Origin of the sequence: Vibrio sp. ZOR0018, assembly GCF_963865925.1 — a bacterium.
Classification (GTDB): Bacteria; Pseudomonadota; Gammaproteobacteria; order Enterobacterales; family Vibrionaceae; genus Vibrio; species Vibrio anguillarum.
Map to the genome: position 1 here is coordinate 1 of NZ_CAWMCN010000140.1, position 15,841 is coordinate 15,841.

17 protein-coding genes and 1 pseudogene are annotated in these 15,841 nt (G+C 43.4%); 15 read left to right on the top strand and 3 right to left on the bottom strand.

The annotated features are described in order from the left end of the window. The 5 genes and pseudogenes from AACR75_RS16565 to rplI all read left to right on the top strand — a co-directional run. Positions 1-78, top strand: a pseudogene (locus AACR75_RS16565) (hypothetical protein); the annotation flags it as partial. Positions 79-288: 210 nt separating this feature from the next. Continuing rightward, entirely contained in the window at positions 289-657 is a 369-nt protein-coding gene (gene rpsF / locus AACR75_RS16570; RefSeq protein ID WP_013857919.1) for a 30S ribosomal protein S6, read from the top strand. A gap of 8 nt (positions 658-665) precedes the next feature. Beyond that, the gene (gene priB / locus AACR75_RS16575) at positions 666-968 is read left to right on the top strand and encodes a primosomal replication protein N (RefSeq protein WP_026027846.1); all 303 of its coding nucleotides are present in this window, start codon (positions 666-668) and stop codon (positions 966-968) included. A gap of 16 nt (positions 969-984) precedes the next feature. Then, positions 985-1,212 carry a 30S ribosomal protein S18 gene (gene rpsR / locus AACR75_RS16580; protein WP_000090472.1) on the top strand — a complete coding sequence of 76 codons (228 nt, stop codon included), beginning with the start codon at positions 985-987 and terminating at the stop codon, positions 1,210-1,212. Positions 1,213-1,245: 33 nt separating this feature from the next. Further along, positions 1,246-1,695 carry a 50S ribosomal protein L9 gene (gene rplI / locus AACR75_RS16585; RefSeq protein WP_013857917.1) on the top strand — a complete coding sequence of 150 codons (450 nt, stop codon included), beginning with the start codon at positions 1,246-1,248 and terminating at the stop codon, positions 1,693-1,695. A gap of 63 nt (positions 1,696-1,758) precedes the next feature. Here the strand turns inward: rplI and AACR75_RS16590 are convergent, their stop codons facing one another. Further along, positions 1,759-2,523 carry a DUF481 domain-containing protein gene (locus AACR75_RS16590; protein ID WP_047691125.1) on the bottom strand — a complete coding sequence of 255 codons (765 nt, stop codon included), beginning with the start codon at positions 2,521-2,523 and terminating at the stop codon, positions 1,759-1,761. Positions 2,524-2,697: 174 nt separating this feature from the next. Here AACR75_RS16590 and AACR75_RS16595 point away from each other — a divergent pair, with 174 nt between their 5' ends. The 3 genes from AACR75_RS16595 (at position 2,698) to pgi (ending at position 7,065) form a co-directional block, all read left to right on the top strand. Continuing rightward, positions 2,698-4,104: a replicative DNA helicase gene (locus AACR75_RS16595; RefSeq protein ID WP_013857915.1), complete on the top strand. Its 1,407-nt coding sequence runs from the start codon at positions 2,698-2,700 to the stop codon at positions 4,102-4,104. A gap of 13 nt (positions 4,105-4,117) precedes the next feature. Next, positions 4,118-5,191, top strand: coding sequence for an alanine racemase (gene alr / locus AACR75_RS16600; protein ID WP_197056815.1), 1,074 nt, complete (start codon positions 4,118-4,120; stop codon positions 5,189-5,191). A gap of 221 nt (positions 5,192-5,412) precedes the next feature. Continuing rightward, positions 5,413-7,065: a glucose-6-phosphate isomerase gene (gene pgi, locus AACR75_RS16605; protein WP_029388348.1), complete on the top strand. Its 1,653-nt coding sequence runs from the start codon at positions 5,413-5,415 to the stop codon at positions 7,063-7,065. A 96-nt stretch (positions 7,066-7,161) separates the two neighbouring features. On the opposite strand, the gene AACR75_RS16610 is transcribed toward pgi, so the two are convergent. Continuing rightward, positions 7,162-7,623: a chemotaxis protein CheX gene (locus AACR75_RS16610; RefSeq protein WP_017043302.1), complete on the bottom strand. Its 462-nt coding sequence runs from the start codon at positions 7,621-7,623 to the stop codon at positions 7,162-7,164. 18 nt (positions 7,624-7,641) lie between these two features. Further along, positions 7,642-8,100, bottom strand: a complete 459-nt coding sequence (gene zur / locus AACR75_RS16615; protein WP_017043301.1) for a zinc uptake transcriptional repressor Zur — start codon at positions 8,098-8,100, stop codon at positions 7,642-7,644. 251 nt (positions 8,101-8,351) lie between these two features. Here zur and dusA point away from each other — a divergent pair, with 251 nt between their 5' ends. The 7 genes from dusA (at position 8,352) to AACR75_RS16650 (ending at position 15,342) form a co-directional block, all read left to right on the top strand. Continuing rightward, positions 8,352-9,332 carry a tRNA dihydrouridine(20/20a) synthase DusA gene (gene dusA / locus AACR75_RS16620; protein WP_047691128.1) on the top strand — a complete coding sequence of 327 codons (981 nt, stop codon included), beginning with the start codon at positions 8,352-8,354 and terminating at the stop codon, positions 9,330-9,332. A gap of 219 nt (positions 9,333-9,551) precedes the next feature. Continuing rightward, entirely contained in the window at positions 9,552-9,761 is a 210-nt protein-coding gene (pspG, locus tag AACR75_RS16625; RefSeq protein WP_029190027.1) for an envelope stress response protein PspG, read from the top strand. A 99-nt stretch (positions 9,762-9,860) separates the two neighbouring features. Further along, a complete protein-coding gene (locus AACR75_RS16630; RefSeq protein WP_013857908.1) occupies positions 9,861-10,517 on the top strand; it encodes a TIGR04219 family outer membrane beta-barrel protein in 657 nt (218 codons plus the stop codon). A 166-nt stretch (positions 10,518-10,683) separates the two neighbouring features. After that, positions 10,684-10,914 carry a hypothetical protein gene (locus AACR75_RS16635; RefSeq protein ID WP_038149123.1) on the top strand — a complete coding sequence of 77 codons (231 nt, stop codon included), beginning with the start codon at positions 10,684-10,686 and terminating at the stop codon, positions 10,912-10,914. Positions 10,915-11,010: 96 nt separating this feature from the next. After that, positions 11,011-12,864 carry an assimilatory sulfite reductase (NADPH) flavoprotein subunit gene (locus AACR75_RS16640; RefSeq protein WP_047691131.1) on the top strand — a complete coding sequence of 618 codons (1,854 nt, stop codon included), beginning with the start codon at positions 11,011-11,013 and terminating at the stop codon, positions 12,862-12,864. Beyond that, entirely contained in the window at positions 12,864-14,597 is a 1,734-nt protein-coding gene (cysI, locus tag AACR75_RS16645; protein ID WP_013857905.1) for an assimilatory sulfite reductase (NADPH) hemoprotein subunit, read from the top strand. The genes AACR75_RS16640 and cysI overlap by 1 nt, the downstream gene beginning before the upstream one ends. Then, complete coding sequence (locus AACR75_RS16650) at positions 14,590-15,342, top strand: phosphoadenylyl-sulfate reductase (RefSeq protein ID WP_047691133.1); 753 nt, start codon at positions 14,590-14,592, stop codon at positions 15,340-15,342. The genes cysI and AACR75_RS16650 overlap by 8 nt, the downstream gene beginning before the upstream one ends. Positions 15,343-15,841: the final 499 nt, after the last annotated feature.

The following is a 15,841-nucleotide window of genomic DNA, read 5'->3' on the forward strand; positions in this document are numbered from 1 at the left end:
GATGAAGGTCTACGTTTCGCGATCCGTGAAGGTGGTCGTACAGTAGGTGCTGGTGTTGTTGCTAAAGTTATCGCTTAATTTTCGATAATTTATGCACACACTGCATTAAAAAGGGAAGCTTAGGCTTCCCTTTTTGTTTGATGTGACCCTTAGTACATTTCCCTTGCTAATCCTGCTTCGTTTCTGTACTATTTGCCGTCCTTAATTCTCGGTCTTTTTTTTCGTTCCTTGCTTCCTATGGACGACCGAGCCAAACTTGGAAGCTGAATAATCCGTAAGGAGCAACCGATGCGTCATTATGAAATCGTATTCATGGTGCACCCAGATCAAAGCGAGCAAGTTGCTGGCATGATCGAGCGTTACACTGGTTCTATCACTGAAACTGGCGGTACTATCCACCGTCTAGAAGATTGGGGTCGTCGTCAAATGGCTTACCCAATCAACAAGCTTCACAAAGCTCACTACGTTCTTATGAACGTTGAAGCTGACCAAGCTGTGATTGATGAGCTAGAAACTGCTTTCCGTTTTAACGATGCAGTTCTACGTAACATGATCATGCGTACTAAAGCTGCTATCACCGAGCCATCAATCATGCTGAAAGCTAAAGAAGAGCGTTCTAAGCGTGATGAAACTCGTTTCGATGCAGACGCTGAGTAATTGATTTGATGACCAATCGGATGGAGTTGAGTGGCACTGTCGCAAAACCTCCCATTCGAAGCCAAAGTCCTGCGGGTATTGAACATTGCCGTTTCTGGCTTGAACATCGCTCAACAGTGATAGAAGCTGATTTACCGAGACAAGTCTATTGTCGTATGCCGGTAGTCGTCAGTGGGCAGAGGTCAACGAATCTCACTCAACACTTAGTACAAGGCAGCACCATAACCGTAAGTGGCTTTGTCGCTTACCAAACTAGCCATAATGGCGTAGGTAAATTGGTGCTACATGCCGACCACATTACTCAAATTTAAGATCAGGAGATAGCCCATGGCTCGTTTCTTCCGTCGTCGTAAATTCTGCCGTTTCACTGCAGAAGGCGTACAAGAGATTGATTACAAAGATGTAGCAACTCTTAAAAACTACATAACTGAAGCTGGTAAAATCGTACCTAGCCGTATCACTGGTACTAGCGCTAAATACCAACGTCAGCTAGCTCGTGCAATCAAGCGTTCTCGCTACCTAGCTCTATTGCCATACACTGATAAACATCAGTAATTGGCACCGTTTATTAAGAAAGAGGATTAATCAATGCAAGTTATTCTACTTGATAAAATCGGTAACCTAGGCAGCCTTGGCGACACTGTAAGCGTGAAATCTGGTTATGCTCGTAACTTCCTTATCCCACAAGGTAAGGCTGTAATGGCAACTAAATCTAACGTTGAAATGTTTGAAACTCGTCGTGCTGAACTTGAAGCTAAAGTTGCTGAGCAACTTGTTGCATCTCAAGCTCGTGCTGAACAAGTTAACGCTCTTGAAGCTGTTGTTATTACTTCTAAAGCAGGCGATGAAGGTAAACTATTTGGTTCTATTGGTACTCGTGATATCGCTGACGCTATTACAGCGGCAGGTGTTGCAGTATCTAAGAGCGAAGTTCGTCTACCTGAAGGTGCTCTACGTAACGTAGGTTCTTTCGAAGTGAGCATCCAACTTCACTCAGAAGTGTTTGCAACTGCGAAAATTCAAATCGTTGCTGAATAATTTCAGTCTTCGGATGAATTGAAAACACCAGCCTTGGCTGGTGTTTTTTTATCTTCAAACTACCTAGAAACGAAACTGTAAACTAAATGAAGTGACGCTATCGGCTTTACTTAGTCCTGCTGGAACCTTATCGTGGTATTGGCGAGACAAGTTCACTTTCAACGCAATCGAATCAGTAATGTGGTTGGTTAAAATGAGTTCACTATCGGTTCTGATGTTACTTTCTCCTGCGACAAGAGTCAGTTCAGAGGAGATGGTTAAATTATCGAAAGTTGCCCAAACACCTTTTAAGTTACCACGAAATATGACTTCTTCGACTGTATTTGCAAATACAATATCTGTACTTGATATCTCATCTAGGTTGGGTTTTTGGTAACGAAAACCGGGCCCTATTTCAATCTCTAATAGCAATATGTCGGTATTCATCAATTGGTAACCCATTCCACCAGATAGCGTGTAGTCTTTGAAATAGGCGCTGTATTTTGAATCAACACCGTTAAAGTTTGCGTATAGATAGGCTTTTGAAGCTAACTTATAGTCACTTTGCAGCGAATAGTTTGCCTGCCGCTTATTCTCTTTTCCATTTTTATCAAGACGATACAATTTCCACTCACCATTGGTTCGATGGCGACCTGTTATGTATTCTGTCTTGACTCGTGAATTCAATGACTCTGAATCAGTATTACCTGAGTGGGCTTGATAACCCAATTCGACTTGGCTATTCCAAGGAGAAGGAACTTCGATTTCCGTATCGTTTTTAAGATCCTCATTAGCATAAGCTGCATTCATAGCGAACAGGCTAAAACTAAGAAACCAAATTTTGGACACGAAGCACCCCTAAAGTGAATAAAAATAGTGGGCGAAATAGTAGGTGTAGGGCGGTTCTGTTTGGTCAGCATGAGGTTAATTCTCTACGAGATAAACACAAAGTTTCGTTTACATAATTACAAATGATCTATTCTGGCTATAATGGTCGGTCATTAGATAGTATTGAGCGAAGTCATGGCTGCACCACGAACAGATCAACGAAATCGTAAACCGTTTGACGCACAAGTCGACGCAATTAAAGTTCCTCCACATTCGATCGAAGCTGAGCAATCAGTGATTGGGGGCTTGCTATTGGATAACGAACGTTGGGATACGGTGGCAGAGCGTGTGGTCAGCAAAGACTTCTATAGCCGTGCACACCGCCTAATTTTTGATGCAGCTAAATCGATTTTGGAAGCCAGTAAGCCACTCGATCTTATTACATTATCTGAGTATCTCGAGCGTCGCGAACAGTTGGAAGATGTCGGCGGTTTTGCTTATTTAGCGGATTTGGCGAAAAATACGCCCAGTGCGGCTAACATTAATGCTTATGCTGAAATCGTAGCGGAACGTGCATTGGTGCGTAACCTTATCGGTGTTGCCAATGAGATTGCGGATGCAGGTTATGATCCGCAAGGGCGCAGTTCGGAAGATTTGCTCGATCTGGCTGAAAGTAAAGTGTTCGCCATTGCTGAGGAGCGTACCAGCGAAAATGAAGGCCCGCAGAATGTTGATTCGATTTTAGAAAGAACTTTAGAGCGTATCGAACTGCTGTATAAAACACCACAAGATGGCGTCACGGGCGTGAATACGGGGTTTGCTGATCTCAATAAGAAAACGGCTGGTTTACAAGGTTCTGATTTGATCATTGTAGCTGCTCGCCCTTCTATGGGTAAAACGACGTTTGCCATGAACTTGTGTGAAAACGCGGCCATGGAGCAAGAAAAACCGGTTCTTATCTTCTCTCTTGAGATGCCTGCTGAACAAATCATGATGCGTATGTTGGCATCGCTTTCTCGCGTTGATCAAACCAAAATTCGTACTGGGCAGCTGGATGATGAGGATTGGGCTCGAATTTCATCTACCATGGGTATTCTCATGGAAAAGAAAAATATGTACATAGATGATAGCTCAGGCCTAACGCCTACCGAGGTTCGTTCTAGAGCTCGTCGTATTGCGCGCGAGCATGGCGGCTTGTCGCTCATCATGGTCGACTACTTGCAGTTGATGCGAGTTCCTTCGCAATCGGATAACCGTACTTTAGAAATTGCGGAGATCTCTCGCTCGTTAAAAGCACTGGCTAAAGAATTGAATGTGCCCGTGGTGGCTTTATCGCAGCTTAACCGTTCGTTGGAGCAGCGCGCCGATAAACGCCCAGTCAACTCCGACTTGCGTGAATCCGGTTCGATAGAACAAGATGCCGATTTGATCATGTTCATTTATCGCGATGAGGTGTATCACCCTGATAGTTCGTTAAAGGGTATCGCAGAGATTATTATAGGTAAGCAACGTAACGGCCCGATTGGTTCTGTACGGTTGACCTTCCAAGGGCAGTATTCTCGTTTTGACAACTATGCAGGCCCTGCATTTGACGATGAGTAATTTGATGAGCTACATGAAAGCGGCAACCGCCTGCATCGATCTCGATGCGTTAAAGCACAACCTACAGCGAGTAAAACAGCAGGCACCAAACAGTAAAATTATGGCGGTGGTCAAAGCAAATGGTTATGGTCATGGGCTTCGGCATGTTGCGAAACATGCACTGGGCGCGGATGCATTTGGCGTGGCGCGCATTGAAGAAGCGCTGCAACTGAGAGCGAGCGGTGTGGTAAAACCTATCTTGTTGCTTGAAGGTTTTTATTCCCCGATGGATCTTGCTGTATTGGTGACCAATAACATTCAAACCGTTGTTCACTGTGAGGAGCAGTTAGTCGCCTTAGAGCAAGCTCAATTAGATGTCCCAGTCAATGTTTGGTTGAAAATCGATAGCGGAATGCATCGTTTAGGTGTGCGCCCAGAACAATACCCCGATTTTTTAGAACGTTTGCAAGCGTGTAAAAACGTAGTGAAGCCATTGCGTTATATGAGTCATTTTGGTTGTGCCGATGAACTCGATAAATCAACGACTTCTGAGCAAATTGAGCTATTTTTAGCAATGACAAAAGGTCATGAGGGTGAAAGATCACTTGCTGCCTCCGCTGGTTTATTAGCTTGGAAGCACAGCCAGTTAGAGTGGGTTCGCCCAGGTATTATTATGTATGGCGTTTCTCCTTTTGATGATAACTCGGCGCAAGCGCTGGGCTATCAACCTGTAATGACATTAAAATCTCACTTGATCGCAGTGCGTGATGTTAAAGCGGGAGAGAGTGTCGGCTACGGTGCCACTTGGACAAGCTTACGTGACACTAAGGTTGGTGTTATCGCAATTGGCTATGGCGATGGTTATCCTCGCACTGCACCCAATGGAACTCCGGTTGTTGTCAATGGGCGTAAAGTGCCGATTGCAGGGCGAGTTTCAATGGATATGCTTACGGTCGATCTCGGTCCACAAGCCTGCGATAAGGTGGGCGATGAGGTTATTTTATGGGGAAAAGAGCTACCAGCCGAAGAAGTGGCCTCTCACATCGGCACGATTGCTTACGAGTTAGTGACGAAACTCACTTCTCGTGTTGAGATGTCGTATCAATAAAGCCAGAGTATGCACCCATTAGGTTTACCTGACCTAACTCAATATGAGAGCGGGTAAGCTGCGTCATAATGGCGCTCACAAAACGAATAACGACGTGTTGCCTTCCAAATATAGGCAGTCGATACCATTTTCTTTTTTTGCTCAATCGGGGATTCCATCATTTTGAAACAGAGTTTAGGAATGATAGGAATAAAACCTACTGTCACATCGGGATAGATACCATGTTGAAAAATATCAATCCAACGCAAACCAACGCTTGGAAAGCACTGACTGCGCATTTTGAATCAGCGCAAGATATGGACCTTAAATCGCTTTTTGCACAAGATGCACAACGTTTCGATAAATTCTCGACTCGTTTTGGTTCAGATATTCTTGTTGATTACTCAAAAAATTTGATCAACGAAGAGACCTTACAACATTTACAAGCATTGGCGAATGAGACTGAACTAAAGTCAGCCATCGACGCTATGCTGCAAGGCTGCGCGATCAACCAAACTGAAGGCCGTGCCGTACTGCACACTGCGTTACGCAACCGCAGTAACACACCGGTCATGGTTGATGGTGAAGATGTGATGCCAGCCGTGAATGCGGTACTTGAGAAGATGAAATCGTTTTCTGAACGAGTGATTTCTGGTGAATGGAAAGGTTACACTGGTAAAGCGATTACCGATATTGTCAACATTGGTATTGGTGGTTCAGACCTTGGCCCATACATGGTCACAGAAGCACTTGCGCCGTATAAGAATCATCTTAATCTTCATTTCGTTTCTAACGTTGATGGAACACACATCGTTGAAACGTTGAAAAAAGTCAATCCAGAAACCACGCTATTTTTAGTGGCTTCAAAGACGTTTACTACCCAAGAAACCATGACCAATGCACATACGGCTCGTGATTGGTTCTTAGCGGAAGCAGGCGATGAAACTCATGTTGCAAAACATTTTGCGGCGCTGTCGACTAATGCGAAATCAGTCGCTGAGTTTGGTATTGATACAGACAACATGTTCGAATTTTGGGATTGGGTCGGTGGACGCTACTCACTATGGTCAGCGATTGGTCTATCCATTGTATTGGCTGTAGGCTATGACAATTTTGTGGAACTGCTGTCCGGCGCGCATGAGATGGATCAACATTTTGTGGCGACACCTTTTGAGCAAAATATTCCTGTGATCCTAGCCTTGATTGGTATTTGGTATAACAACTTCCACGGCGCCGAATCAGAAGCGATTCTGCCTTATGACCAATACTTACATCGCTTTGCCGCTTATTTCCAACAGGGCAATATGGAATCAAACGGTAAATACGTAGATCGTAACGGTCAAGCGGTCACTTACCAAACGGGTCCAATCATTTGGGGTGAGCCCGGTACTAATGGTCAACACGCCTTTTATCAATTGATCCACCAGGGAACAAAATTGATCCCGTGTGATTTTATTGCGCCAGCGCTCAGCCATAACCCAGCGGGTGATCATCACCAAAAATTGATGTCGAACTTTTTTGCTCAAACAGAAGCGTTAGCGTTTGGAAAAACGCAGCAAACCGTTGAAGCTGAGCTAAAAGCGGCGGGCAAATCAGCACAAGAAATGGCGGCAATCGCACCATTTAAAGTGTTTGAAGGAAACCGCCCAACCAACTCAATCTTAGTTAAGCAGATCACGCCACGCACTTTGGGCAACCTGATTGCGATGTACGAGCATAAAATTTTCGTACAGGGTGTTATTTGGAATATCTTCAGTTTCGATCAATGGGGCGTTGAGCTTGGTAAGCAGTTAGCAAACCAAATTCTGCCTGAGTTAGCCGACGATGCTCAAGTGAGTTCACACGACAGCTCAACCAACGGTTTGATTAACGCGTTTAAGACATTTAAAGCGTAATGCGTCAAAACCTTACTTGGATGTGAGTAAGGTTTTATCCAAATAAAAAAGGTTGATACTTAACGGTATCAACCTTTTTTTCTTTAATGAAAGAGCTTACTCGAAACAGATTTCGATAAAAGCGTTACCCCACTGAGAGGTAAACGGCATGATAATAATTGCACCTTCGCATTTATGACGAATCGTGTGGCCTTTTCCTGAGACAACAACCGGAGTTGCCATATCAAAGTCAAAACCACTCTCGGCAAGAATGCGTTTAGCTCCGCCTGTCACCATGTTGGTGATTTCGCCGACCATATCTGTCACTTCTTCATTGAGACCGTTGGGGCGTTCACCTAACATATTTTGCATGATTTCCAATGCTAGACTTTCATCAAAAGTAATAGACATGGAACCACGGCTTTGACTACCAACCATACCAATCAAGCCAGAGACATCACCACGGGCAATCTCATCTTTCTTTACACGAGGTTTCTGTGGCTTCAACTCTAATGAAGCCATCGTTTTTAACACGTTCATTAAAGAAGCTAAAAACGGGTTTACAAATTCAGCGCGCATAACCTTCTTCTACTGTTTTTATACTTTCAGACTTGAGGAACACGTTTGGCAAACACCATGAGATTCAATAACGTGATTAACGATGTTAAAACCGTGTTTCTCAGCGTTGCTTGCTAGCAAGGCTATCAGACTATCATCTTGAAGTTCAATAACATTGCCACATTTGTCACAAATTAATAGGTGTGAGAAATGCTTATTAGCATTACAAGAGCAACATGAAATAAAGCTATTTGTTGACTCCACTCTATGAATAAAGCCTTGTTCTAACAAAAAGTCCAGAGCACGATACACCGTTGGTGGTTTCGCTTGGGGCTCGCTTTGCTTTAAATCTTCAAGCAATTCATAAGCACTGGATGCTTTTTTGCTTGAACAAATCAGTTCAAACACTCTCTTTCGTTGAGAAGTTAGTCGTACTCCTCTCGCTGCGCATAGTTCTTCTATTTGTTTCGTTAGCTTGTGGTCCAAATTCATCACCATAACCATTGGACTTTAATAATAATATACTATTTCCAGATTAATAGCCTTGTAGCCTACAACATTTTCTGGAGTTAGTTAGCGATGTGATCGTTGTTTGCAACGAAAATAGTGCTTAAATTACCTTATATCGATGCAAAACGATACAGAAGAAGAACTGTTGGCGCTATAAACTCGAAGCGATTACAATGCCAAACTTTGTTTTTGGCTGTAAGTTTAGCCATTGAAACTGACTGAATTGGGATATCTAAATCATGACTCACCCTTGTAGGCTATCAGTTGCACCCATGCTTGATTGGACAGATCGCCACTGCCGATACTTTCATCGTTTGCTGTCCTCGCAAACGTTACTGTACACCGAGATGGTCACGACAGGCGCGATCATTCATGGTAAAGGGGATTTCTTGGCTTACAACGAGGAGGAACACCCAGTAGCGTTACAATTGGGTGGTTCGAATCCTCAAGACCTTGCTCATTGTGCCAAACTTGCCCAGCAGTACGGGTACGATGAAATCAACCTCAATGTAGGTTGCCCGTCCGATCGCGTCCAGAATGGTCGTTTTGGTGCTTGTTTAATGGCAGAGCCGCAACTGGTGGCGGATTGCGTTGCAGCGATGAAATCAGTAGTTGATATTCCGGTAACCGTAAAGACGCGTATTGGTATTGATGATATGGATTCTTATGAATTTTTGACTGATTTTATTTCATTGGTATCAGAGAAGGGGGGCTGTGAACAGTTTACTATTCATGCGCGTAAGGCGTGGCTTAGTGGTTTGAGCCCAAAAGAGAACCGTGAAATACCGCCGTTAGATTACTCACGGGCATATCAGCTGAAAAAAGATTTCCCACATTTAGTCATTGCTGTGAATGGCGGTGTCAAAACCTTAGCTGAAGTCAGTGAGCATTTACAGCATCTTGATGGCGTAATGATTGGACGGGAAGCTTATCAAAGCCCTTATTTATTGGCGGAAGTGGATCAGGCCATTTTTGGTATGGATACGCCGATTAAAAAACGTTCTCAAATTATTGAAGAGATGTTTCCTTATATTGAACGTCAATTAGCTCAGGGGTCTTACCTTGGCCATATTACCCGCCATATGTTAGGTATGTTCCAAAATATGCCAGGTGCTCGTCAATGGCGACGTTATATCAGTGAGAATGCGCATAAGCCCGGTGCGGGAATTGAAGTCGTGCAAGCGGCATTAGCAAAAATTCCGAAAGAGTTGAATGTGTAAAAATTACCAACTTAAGTGGTGATTTTTACCAATATACCAATAATAGAAAGGCTAAATGACTCGGTGTTATTTGGCTTTTTTTATTGAAATAAATATTGCTTTTCAAGTGCTTGATTGGCCAAGAAACTGTGATTTTTTTAGTCTTGACTTGAAATCAGAGGTGGTAATGACAAGTTGGCTCGATATCTGCTAGTGGTAAGAGAAACGGAGGAAAACATCATGTTTGAACTTATTTTCTTATTGGTTTTTATTGCAACTTTATTGGCGACAGGCATCACTTTGGCGACTGTGTTTATTGCGACGATCATGGGCTTTATAGTATTGGCATTACTAGGCATGATTGGAGTGATGTTTAAGCTACTACCTTGGATCATTGTGATTGTTTTGGGGGTCTGGTTCTTCCGTCATGTGGTGTACACCCCTCGCTAATGTGGCAGTCAACGAAACGTTAACTCACTTCAGGAATATGCTACTATCGCGTTCAATTAAGAACATGCATTAGTAGCGAATAAATAGGGAGCAATAGGGATGAATAAACCAATTTGGTTAGCGTTGGTCAGTGTGGCAATGATGATGTCAACCGCATCGGTTCAAGCAGAATCATTTTATCGTGGAGAAGTTGGTGCTGACATGTGGTGGGGCAGCACTAAAATCGACAATACTCGTCGTGATGATGTGAAGACACCTTCAATCCACGTTGCTTTTGAGCATCAGCTACCTTATTTGCCCAATGCGAGTATTCGTTATACAACGCTTGAGGCGGATTATGCATCCTTTGATAAGTACGACTATACCTTGTATTACAATCTGTTAGAGCGGCAGTTAATGTCGTTCGATGCGGGTGTTACATTCACTCAATATCGTGGTTCTCAGTATCAAGCACCAGATAGCTTGAAGTACAGTTTTGATAAGACGACTTTTAACTGGTATGCCTATGCCACAATTAAAATTCCCAATACCCAAGTTGATGTGATTGGGCAGTTTGATTTTGGTGATAGTGGCGGAATTAAAAGCGCAGATGTACTAGCGGGTTTGCAGTATTCCATACCTATTCGTGCTGGCAATGTCGCATTGCGTGGCGGTTATCGTGTGATTGATCTTGAATTCACCGAACTTGACCCAAAAACGAAAAACTCATTTGTCTTTGTTGATGGTTGGTTCTTAGGGGCTGAATTTCAATTTTAAGTATCGATTCGATACTTACGCGCTAAATGCATTTTCCATAGAACGCCACCTCTGCAAGGTGGCGTTTTTTATAACTGATAATTATATTATTGCGCAATTTCTTAGCAGAATAAGCAAAATGTACCATGCTTAATTCACGAGTGAATAATGTGAAAATGGTGTGGTGATGACGATTACCGAGTTAAGGGACTTGTATCGTGAGAACAAGCTTATCGAAGCCATTATTGAACCTTCTTTCCAAGAAGGGCATTGGATAGTCGAGTTTCGGCATTGCCGTGGTGGGTTCGTGCTATTAACCGATTCTCAGGGTGACGAATGCCAGTATACCGATCTGGATCTTGCCTCTAAATCGGCTATGGAGGTGGGTTTTAAGCAAGTTCGAGTCGAGTCTAAATGAGAGAATTAAGCGTAATGCCTACTTCCAAAAAGTTATAAAACATACTTATCTATTCTTTCTTGTTATTAAAGAGAGTGGTTAATCTATTGTCACGCAATGAATAGGGAAGTCGTGACCATGTCTTCAGGAAATACCATACCCCAAGAGCTAGCCAGTTTAGCTAGCCCACTCAATGACGCGCAACTGAACGGATTGCAGCGTACTATTTCAGAACTTTCCCCGCAGCAGCTTGCTTGGGTTAGCGGATATTTTTGGGGCCTCAGTCAGTCTCAAGCATCAAGTATTTCTACTTCCAGCTCACAAGCAGCCACTTTAGTATCAATGGAGCCTGCGACTCAATTAACCATTATTTTCGCTTCTCAAACAGGCAATGCAAAAGGCCTTGCTGAAGGATTGGAAAGAGAAGCTCAGGCTGCCGGTATCGCGGTTCAATTATTCGATGCGAGTGATTACAAAGGCAAAGATCTTGCGAAAGAAACGCATGTTATTTTTGTTGCATCGACCAATGGCGAGGGCGAAGCCCCTGACAATGCATTAGCGCTGCATGAATTTTTACAATCCAAGAAAGCGCCGAAATTACCTCACTTGCAATATGGTGTGATTGGCTTAGGTGACTCCAGTTATGAATTTTTCTGCCAAACGGGTAAAGATTTTGATGCATTTTTAGAGCAGCTTGGTGCCAAACGTTTTATTGAGCGAGTGGATTGCGACGTTGATTACGAACATCAAGCCGCCGAGTGGAAAGCCAAAGCATTAGCAGTGGTAAAAAAAGCTTTTGCAAGTACGCCTGCGCAAGTTGTGCAATTACCCGTGAGTCAAACCACGAGTCATCTATCTCAATACAGTAAGCAAAATCCTTACAGTGCGACTTTACTGACGAGTCAAAAAATTACTGGGCGAGATTCAGGAAAAGAGGTGCGCCACATTGAAATTGACTTGGGTGAGTCAGGTATAACGTATCAGTCTGGGGATGCGCTTGGAGTATGGTATGAAAACGATACAGAGTTAGTCAATGCCGTGTTATCTGCGACTGGGCTATCGGGTGTCGAAAGTGTTGACGTCGATGGCGAAAGTTTATCCATCCATAGTGCTTTAATGCATAAATATGAAATTACGGCTGCAAATCCTCAGATGGTGACCAAGTTTGCTGAGTTATCTGGTTGTACGAAACTGCTTGAGCTGGTGGAGGATAAAGAGAAGCTCAGATTGTACGCGAGCCATCATCAAGTGATTGATGTACTGCGAGAGAAACAAACTAAACTGACGGCCCAAGCGCTACTCTCTTTATTACGTCGTTTAACGCCGCGTCTTTATTCTATCGCATCAAGTCAAAGCGAAGTTGAAGATGAAGTGCATCTTACCGTCAGCATTGTTCAGTATACACACCAAGATGAGCACCGTTTTGGGGGAGCGTCCAGTTATCTTGGCCAGCGCTTAGAAGAGGGCGACAAGGTAAAGGTTTTCATTGAACACAATAATAATTTCAAACTACCGCAAGATGATAACGTGCCTATTATCATGATTGGTCCTGGCACCGGAATTGCGCCATTTCGTAGCTTTATTCAAGAGCGTGATAACCGTGAAGCAAAAGGAAAAAACTGGCTGTTTTTTGGTGATCGTACATTTACTCAAGATTTTCTCTATCAAGTTGAGTGGCAAAAATATCTGAAATCCGGTGTGCTGAGTCGTCTAGATGTGGCGTTTAGCCGTGATCAACATGAGAAAGTCTACGTTCAGCATCGATTACTTGAACAATCCGAACTGGTCTGGCAATGGATTCAAAACGGTGCGTATCTTTATGTCTGTGGTGATGCAACGTACATGGCGAAAGATGTGCATGATGCGCTAATTGTTATTGCACAGCAGCAAGGTGGGTTATCACGTGAACAGGCAGAGACATATATCAACGATCTGCGCAAAGCAAAACGTTATCAAAGGGATGTGTACTAATGAGCACCAAACAACAATCTAATCATCAAGAAGTATTAGGACAAGAGCTAGGCCCATTGTCAGATAACGAGCGCTTGAAACGTGAAAGTCACTTTTTACGTGGGACGATCGAGCAAGATCTGCAAGATCACATCACAGGTGGCTTTAGTGCTGACAACTTTCAGTTGATTCGCTTTCATGGCATGTATCAACAAGACGATCGCGATATTCGTAACGAACGTGCAAAACAAAAGTTAGAACCTCTGCACAATGTGATGTTACGTGCGCGCATGCCTGGCGGGATCATCACACCGAAACAATGGCTAGCGATAGATAAATTTGCAACTGAGCACAGCCTATATGGCAGCATTCGTTTAACCACTCGCCAAACCTTTCAGTTTCATGGGGTATTGAAGCCTAACATTAAATTGATGCATCAAACGTTAAACAGCATTGGTATTGATTCGATTGCCACAGCGGGTGATGTGAACCGTAACGTACTGTGTACGTCCAATCCTGTGGAGTCTGAACTGCATCAGGAAGCTTACGAATGGGCGAAGAAGATTTCGGAACATCTGTTACCTAAAACGCGCGCTTATGCCGAAATTTGGTTGGATGGTGAAAAACTAGAAACTACAGATGAAGAGCCGATTTTAGGTAATAACTACTTACCGCGTAAGTTCAAAACGACAGTGGTTATTCCGCCCCAAAACGATGTGGATGTACATGCCAACGATTTAAACTTTGTTGCGATTGCCGAACAAGGTCGGTTAGTTGGTTTTAATGTGCTGGTGGGTGGCGGCCTAGCCATGACGCACGGTGATACTTCTACTTACCCGCGTCGTGCTGATGATTTCGGATTTATTCCTTTGGATAAAACCTTAGAAGTCGCCGCCGCTGTGGTTACGACTCAGCGTGATTGGGGAAACCGGTCTAATCGTAAAAATGCAAAAACTAAATACACACTCGATAGAGTGGGCGTCGATGTGTTCAAAGCCGAAGTTGAAAAGCGTGCTGGTATTGAGTTTGCGGTCAGCCGCCCTTACGAGCTCACAGAACGTGGTGATCGGATTGGGTGGATTGAAGGCATCGATGGTAAGCATCATTTAACACTTTTCATCGAAAATGGTCGTTTACTCGATTTCCCTGATAAACCGCTAAAGAGTGGTGTGGCAGAAATTGCTAAAATCCACCAAGGTGATTTTCGTATGACGGCCAATCAAAACCTCATCGTAGCGGGAGTACCTGCTGTACAAAAAGCTACGATTGAGCAGATTGCGCGTCAGCATGGTTTGATCAATGACAATGTGAGTGAGCAACGTAAAAATTCGATGGCGTGTGTCTCTTTCCCTACATGTCCATTAGCTATGGCTGAGGCGGAACGTTTCCTCCCTCAATTTGTAACGGATGTAGAGACGATCCTACAAAAACATGCGTTACCTAAAGAAGAAAACATTATCTTACGAGTCACAGGTTGTCCGAACGGATGTGGCCGAGCCATGTTGGCTGAAATTGGTTTAGTTGGTAAAGCTCCCGGTCGCTACAACCTACATCTTGGCGGCAATAGAGCGGGCACACGTGTGCCTAAAATGTATAAAGAAAACATTACCGATGTACAAATTCTTCAAGAAATTGATGAGTTGGTAGGACGCTGGGCTAGCGAGCGTCTCGAAGGAGAAGGATTTGGTGATTTCACAATCCGCGCAGGAATTATCGAAGAGGTGATCATATCTAAGAGAGATTTCTATGCTTGAAGTACCAGTAGTTCCTAAATTGTCCGAGTTATTGGCGCTAACTAAAGTAGAGCAAACGTTACGCCTTGCCCCATTAAATGCTTATCTCGAAACGTTAACAGCACAGCAGCGAGTGATGTGGGCGATTGAGAATCTAGAAGGAACCCATGCGCTTTCTTCTAGCTTTGGCATTCAAGCCGCATTGATGCTGCATCTGGTTTCTAGCGTAAAAAGTGATATACCAGTGGTATTGACGGATACGGGCTATTTATTTCCTGAAACATATCAATTTATTGACCAGCTCACGGATCACCTGAATCTCAATCTGCATATCTTCAGCGCTACGATAAGTCCATCATGGCAGGAGGCGCGTTACGGTCAACTTTGGGAACAAGGCGTTACTGGCATTGAACAATACAATCACCTTAATAAAGTAGAACCGATGCGAAGAGCGTTAGATGAACTAGATATTGGTACTTGGCTTTCTGGCCTACGCCGAGAGCAATCACAATCGCGGGCGACATTACCTATTTTAGCGATTCAAAATGGTGTGTTTAAATTCCTACCTGTGATTGATTGGACAAATAAAGATGTACATTATTATCTGCAAGAAAATCACCTGCCGTATCATCCATTGTGGGAGCAAGGTTACCTTTCAGTTGGTGACACTCATACCACTCGTAAATGGGAACCGGGAATGAATGAAGAAGAAACGCGTTTCTTCGGCTTAAAAAGAGAGTGTGGTCTTCATGAAGAGAATAACTAAGGAGATGATGCAGGTATTTAATCTTCTATATAGTGTAAAAAAGAAATGAGTGAAACGGAAAAAGCGTCTGAAGGCGCTTTTTCTACGTTTGAAAAGATAAAAATTACAGCTAACGTGTATAACTCTGTGGATAACATGTTTACTTGATCTTAGTAAAATTGAATAAATAAGGCTTTGAGCAGTAATTTGGTGATTAAGCGCTATTTTTGCAATTTTTATAAAATAACGCTTGCCAACGTGACGGCGATCTCTATAATGCGACCTCACTGACACGGCACGGCCAGTAAGGGTTCAAGCCCAATTAGCCAGCCAATCAGTAGGTCAAATCAGTAAGACGAAATAATGTAAAAAAGTGTTTGACACTTTTCATTATCTCGCTAGAATGGCCGCCTCTTCAAAGGAAGCCTCGGTAAGCCAGCGAAGAACGCTCTTTAACAATATAAACCTATCAATCTGTGTGGGCACTCGTTGATGATAATCAAAAAAGATTTATCAATGA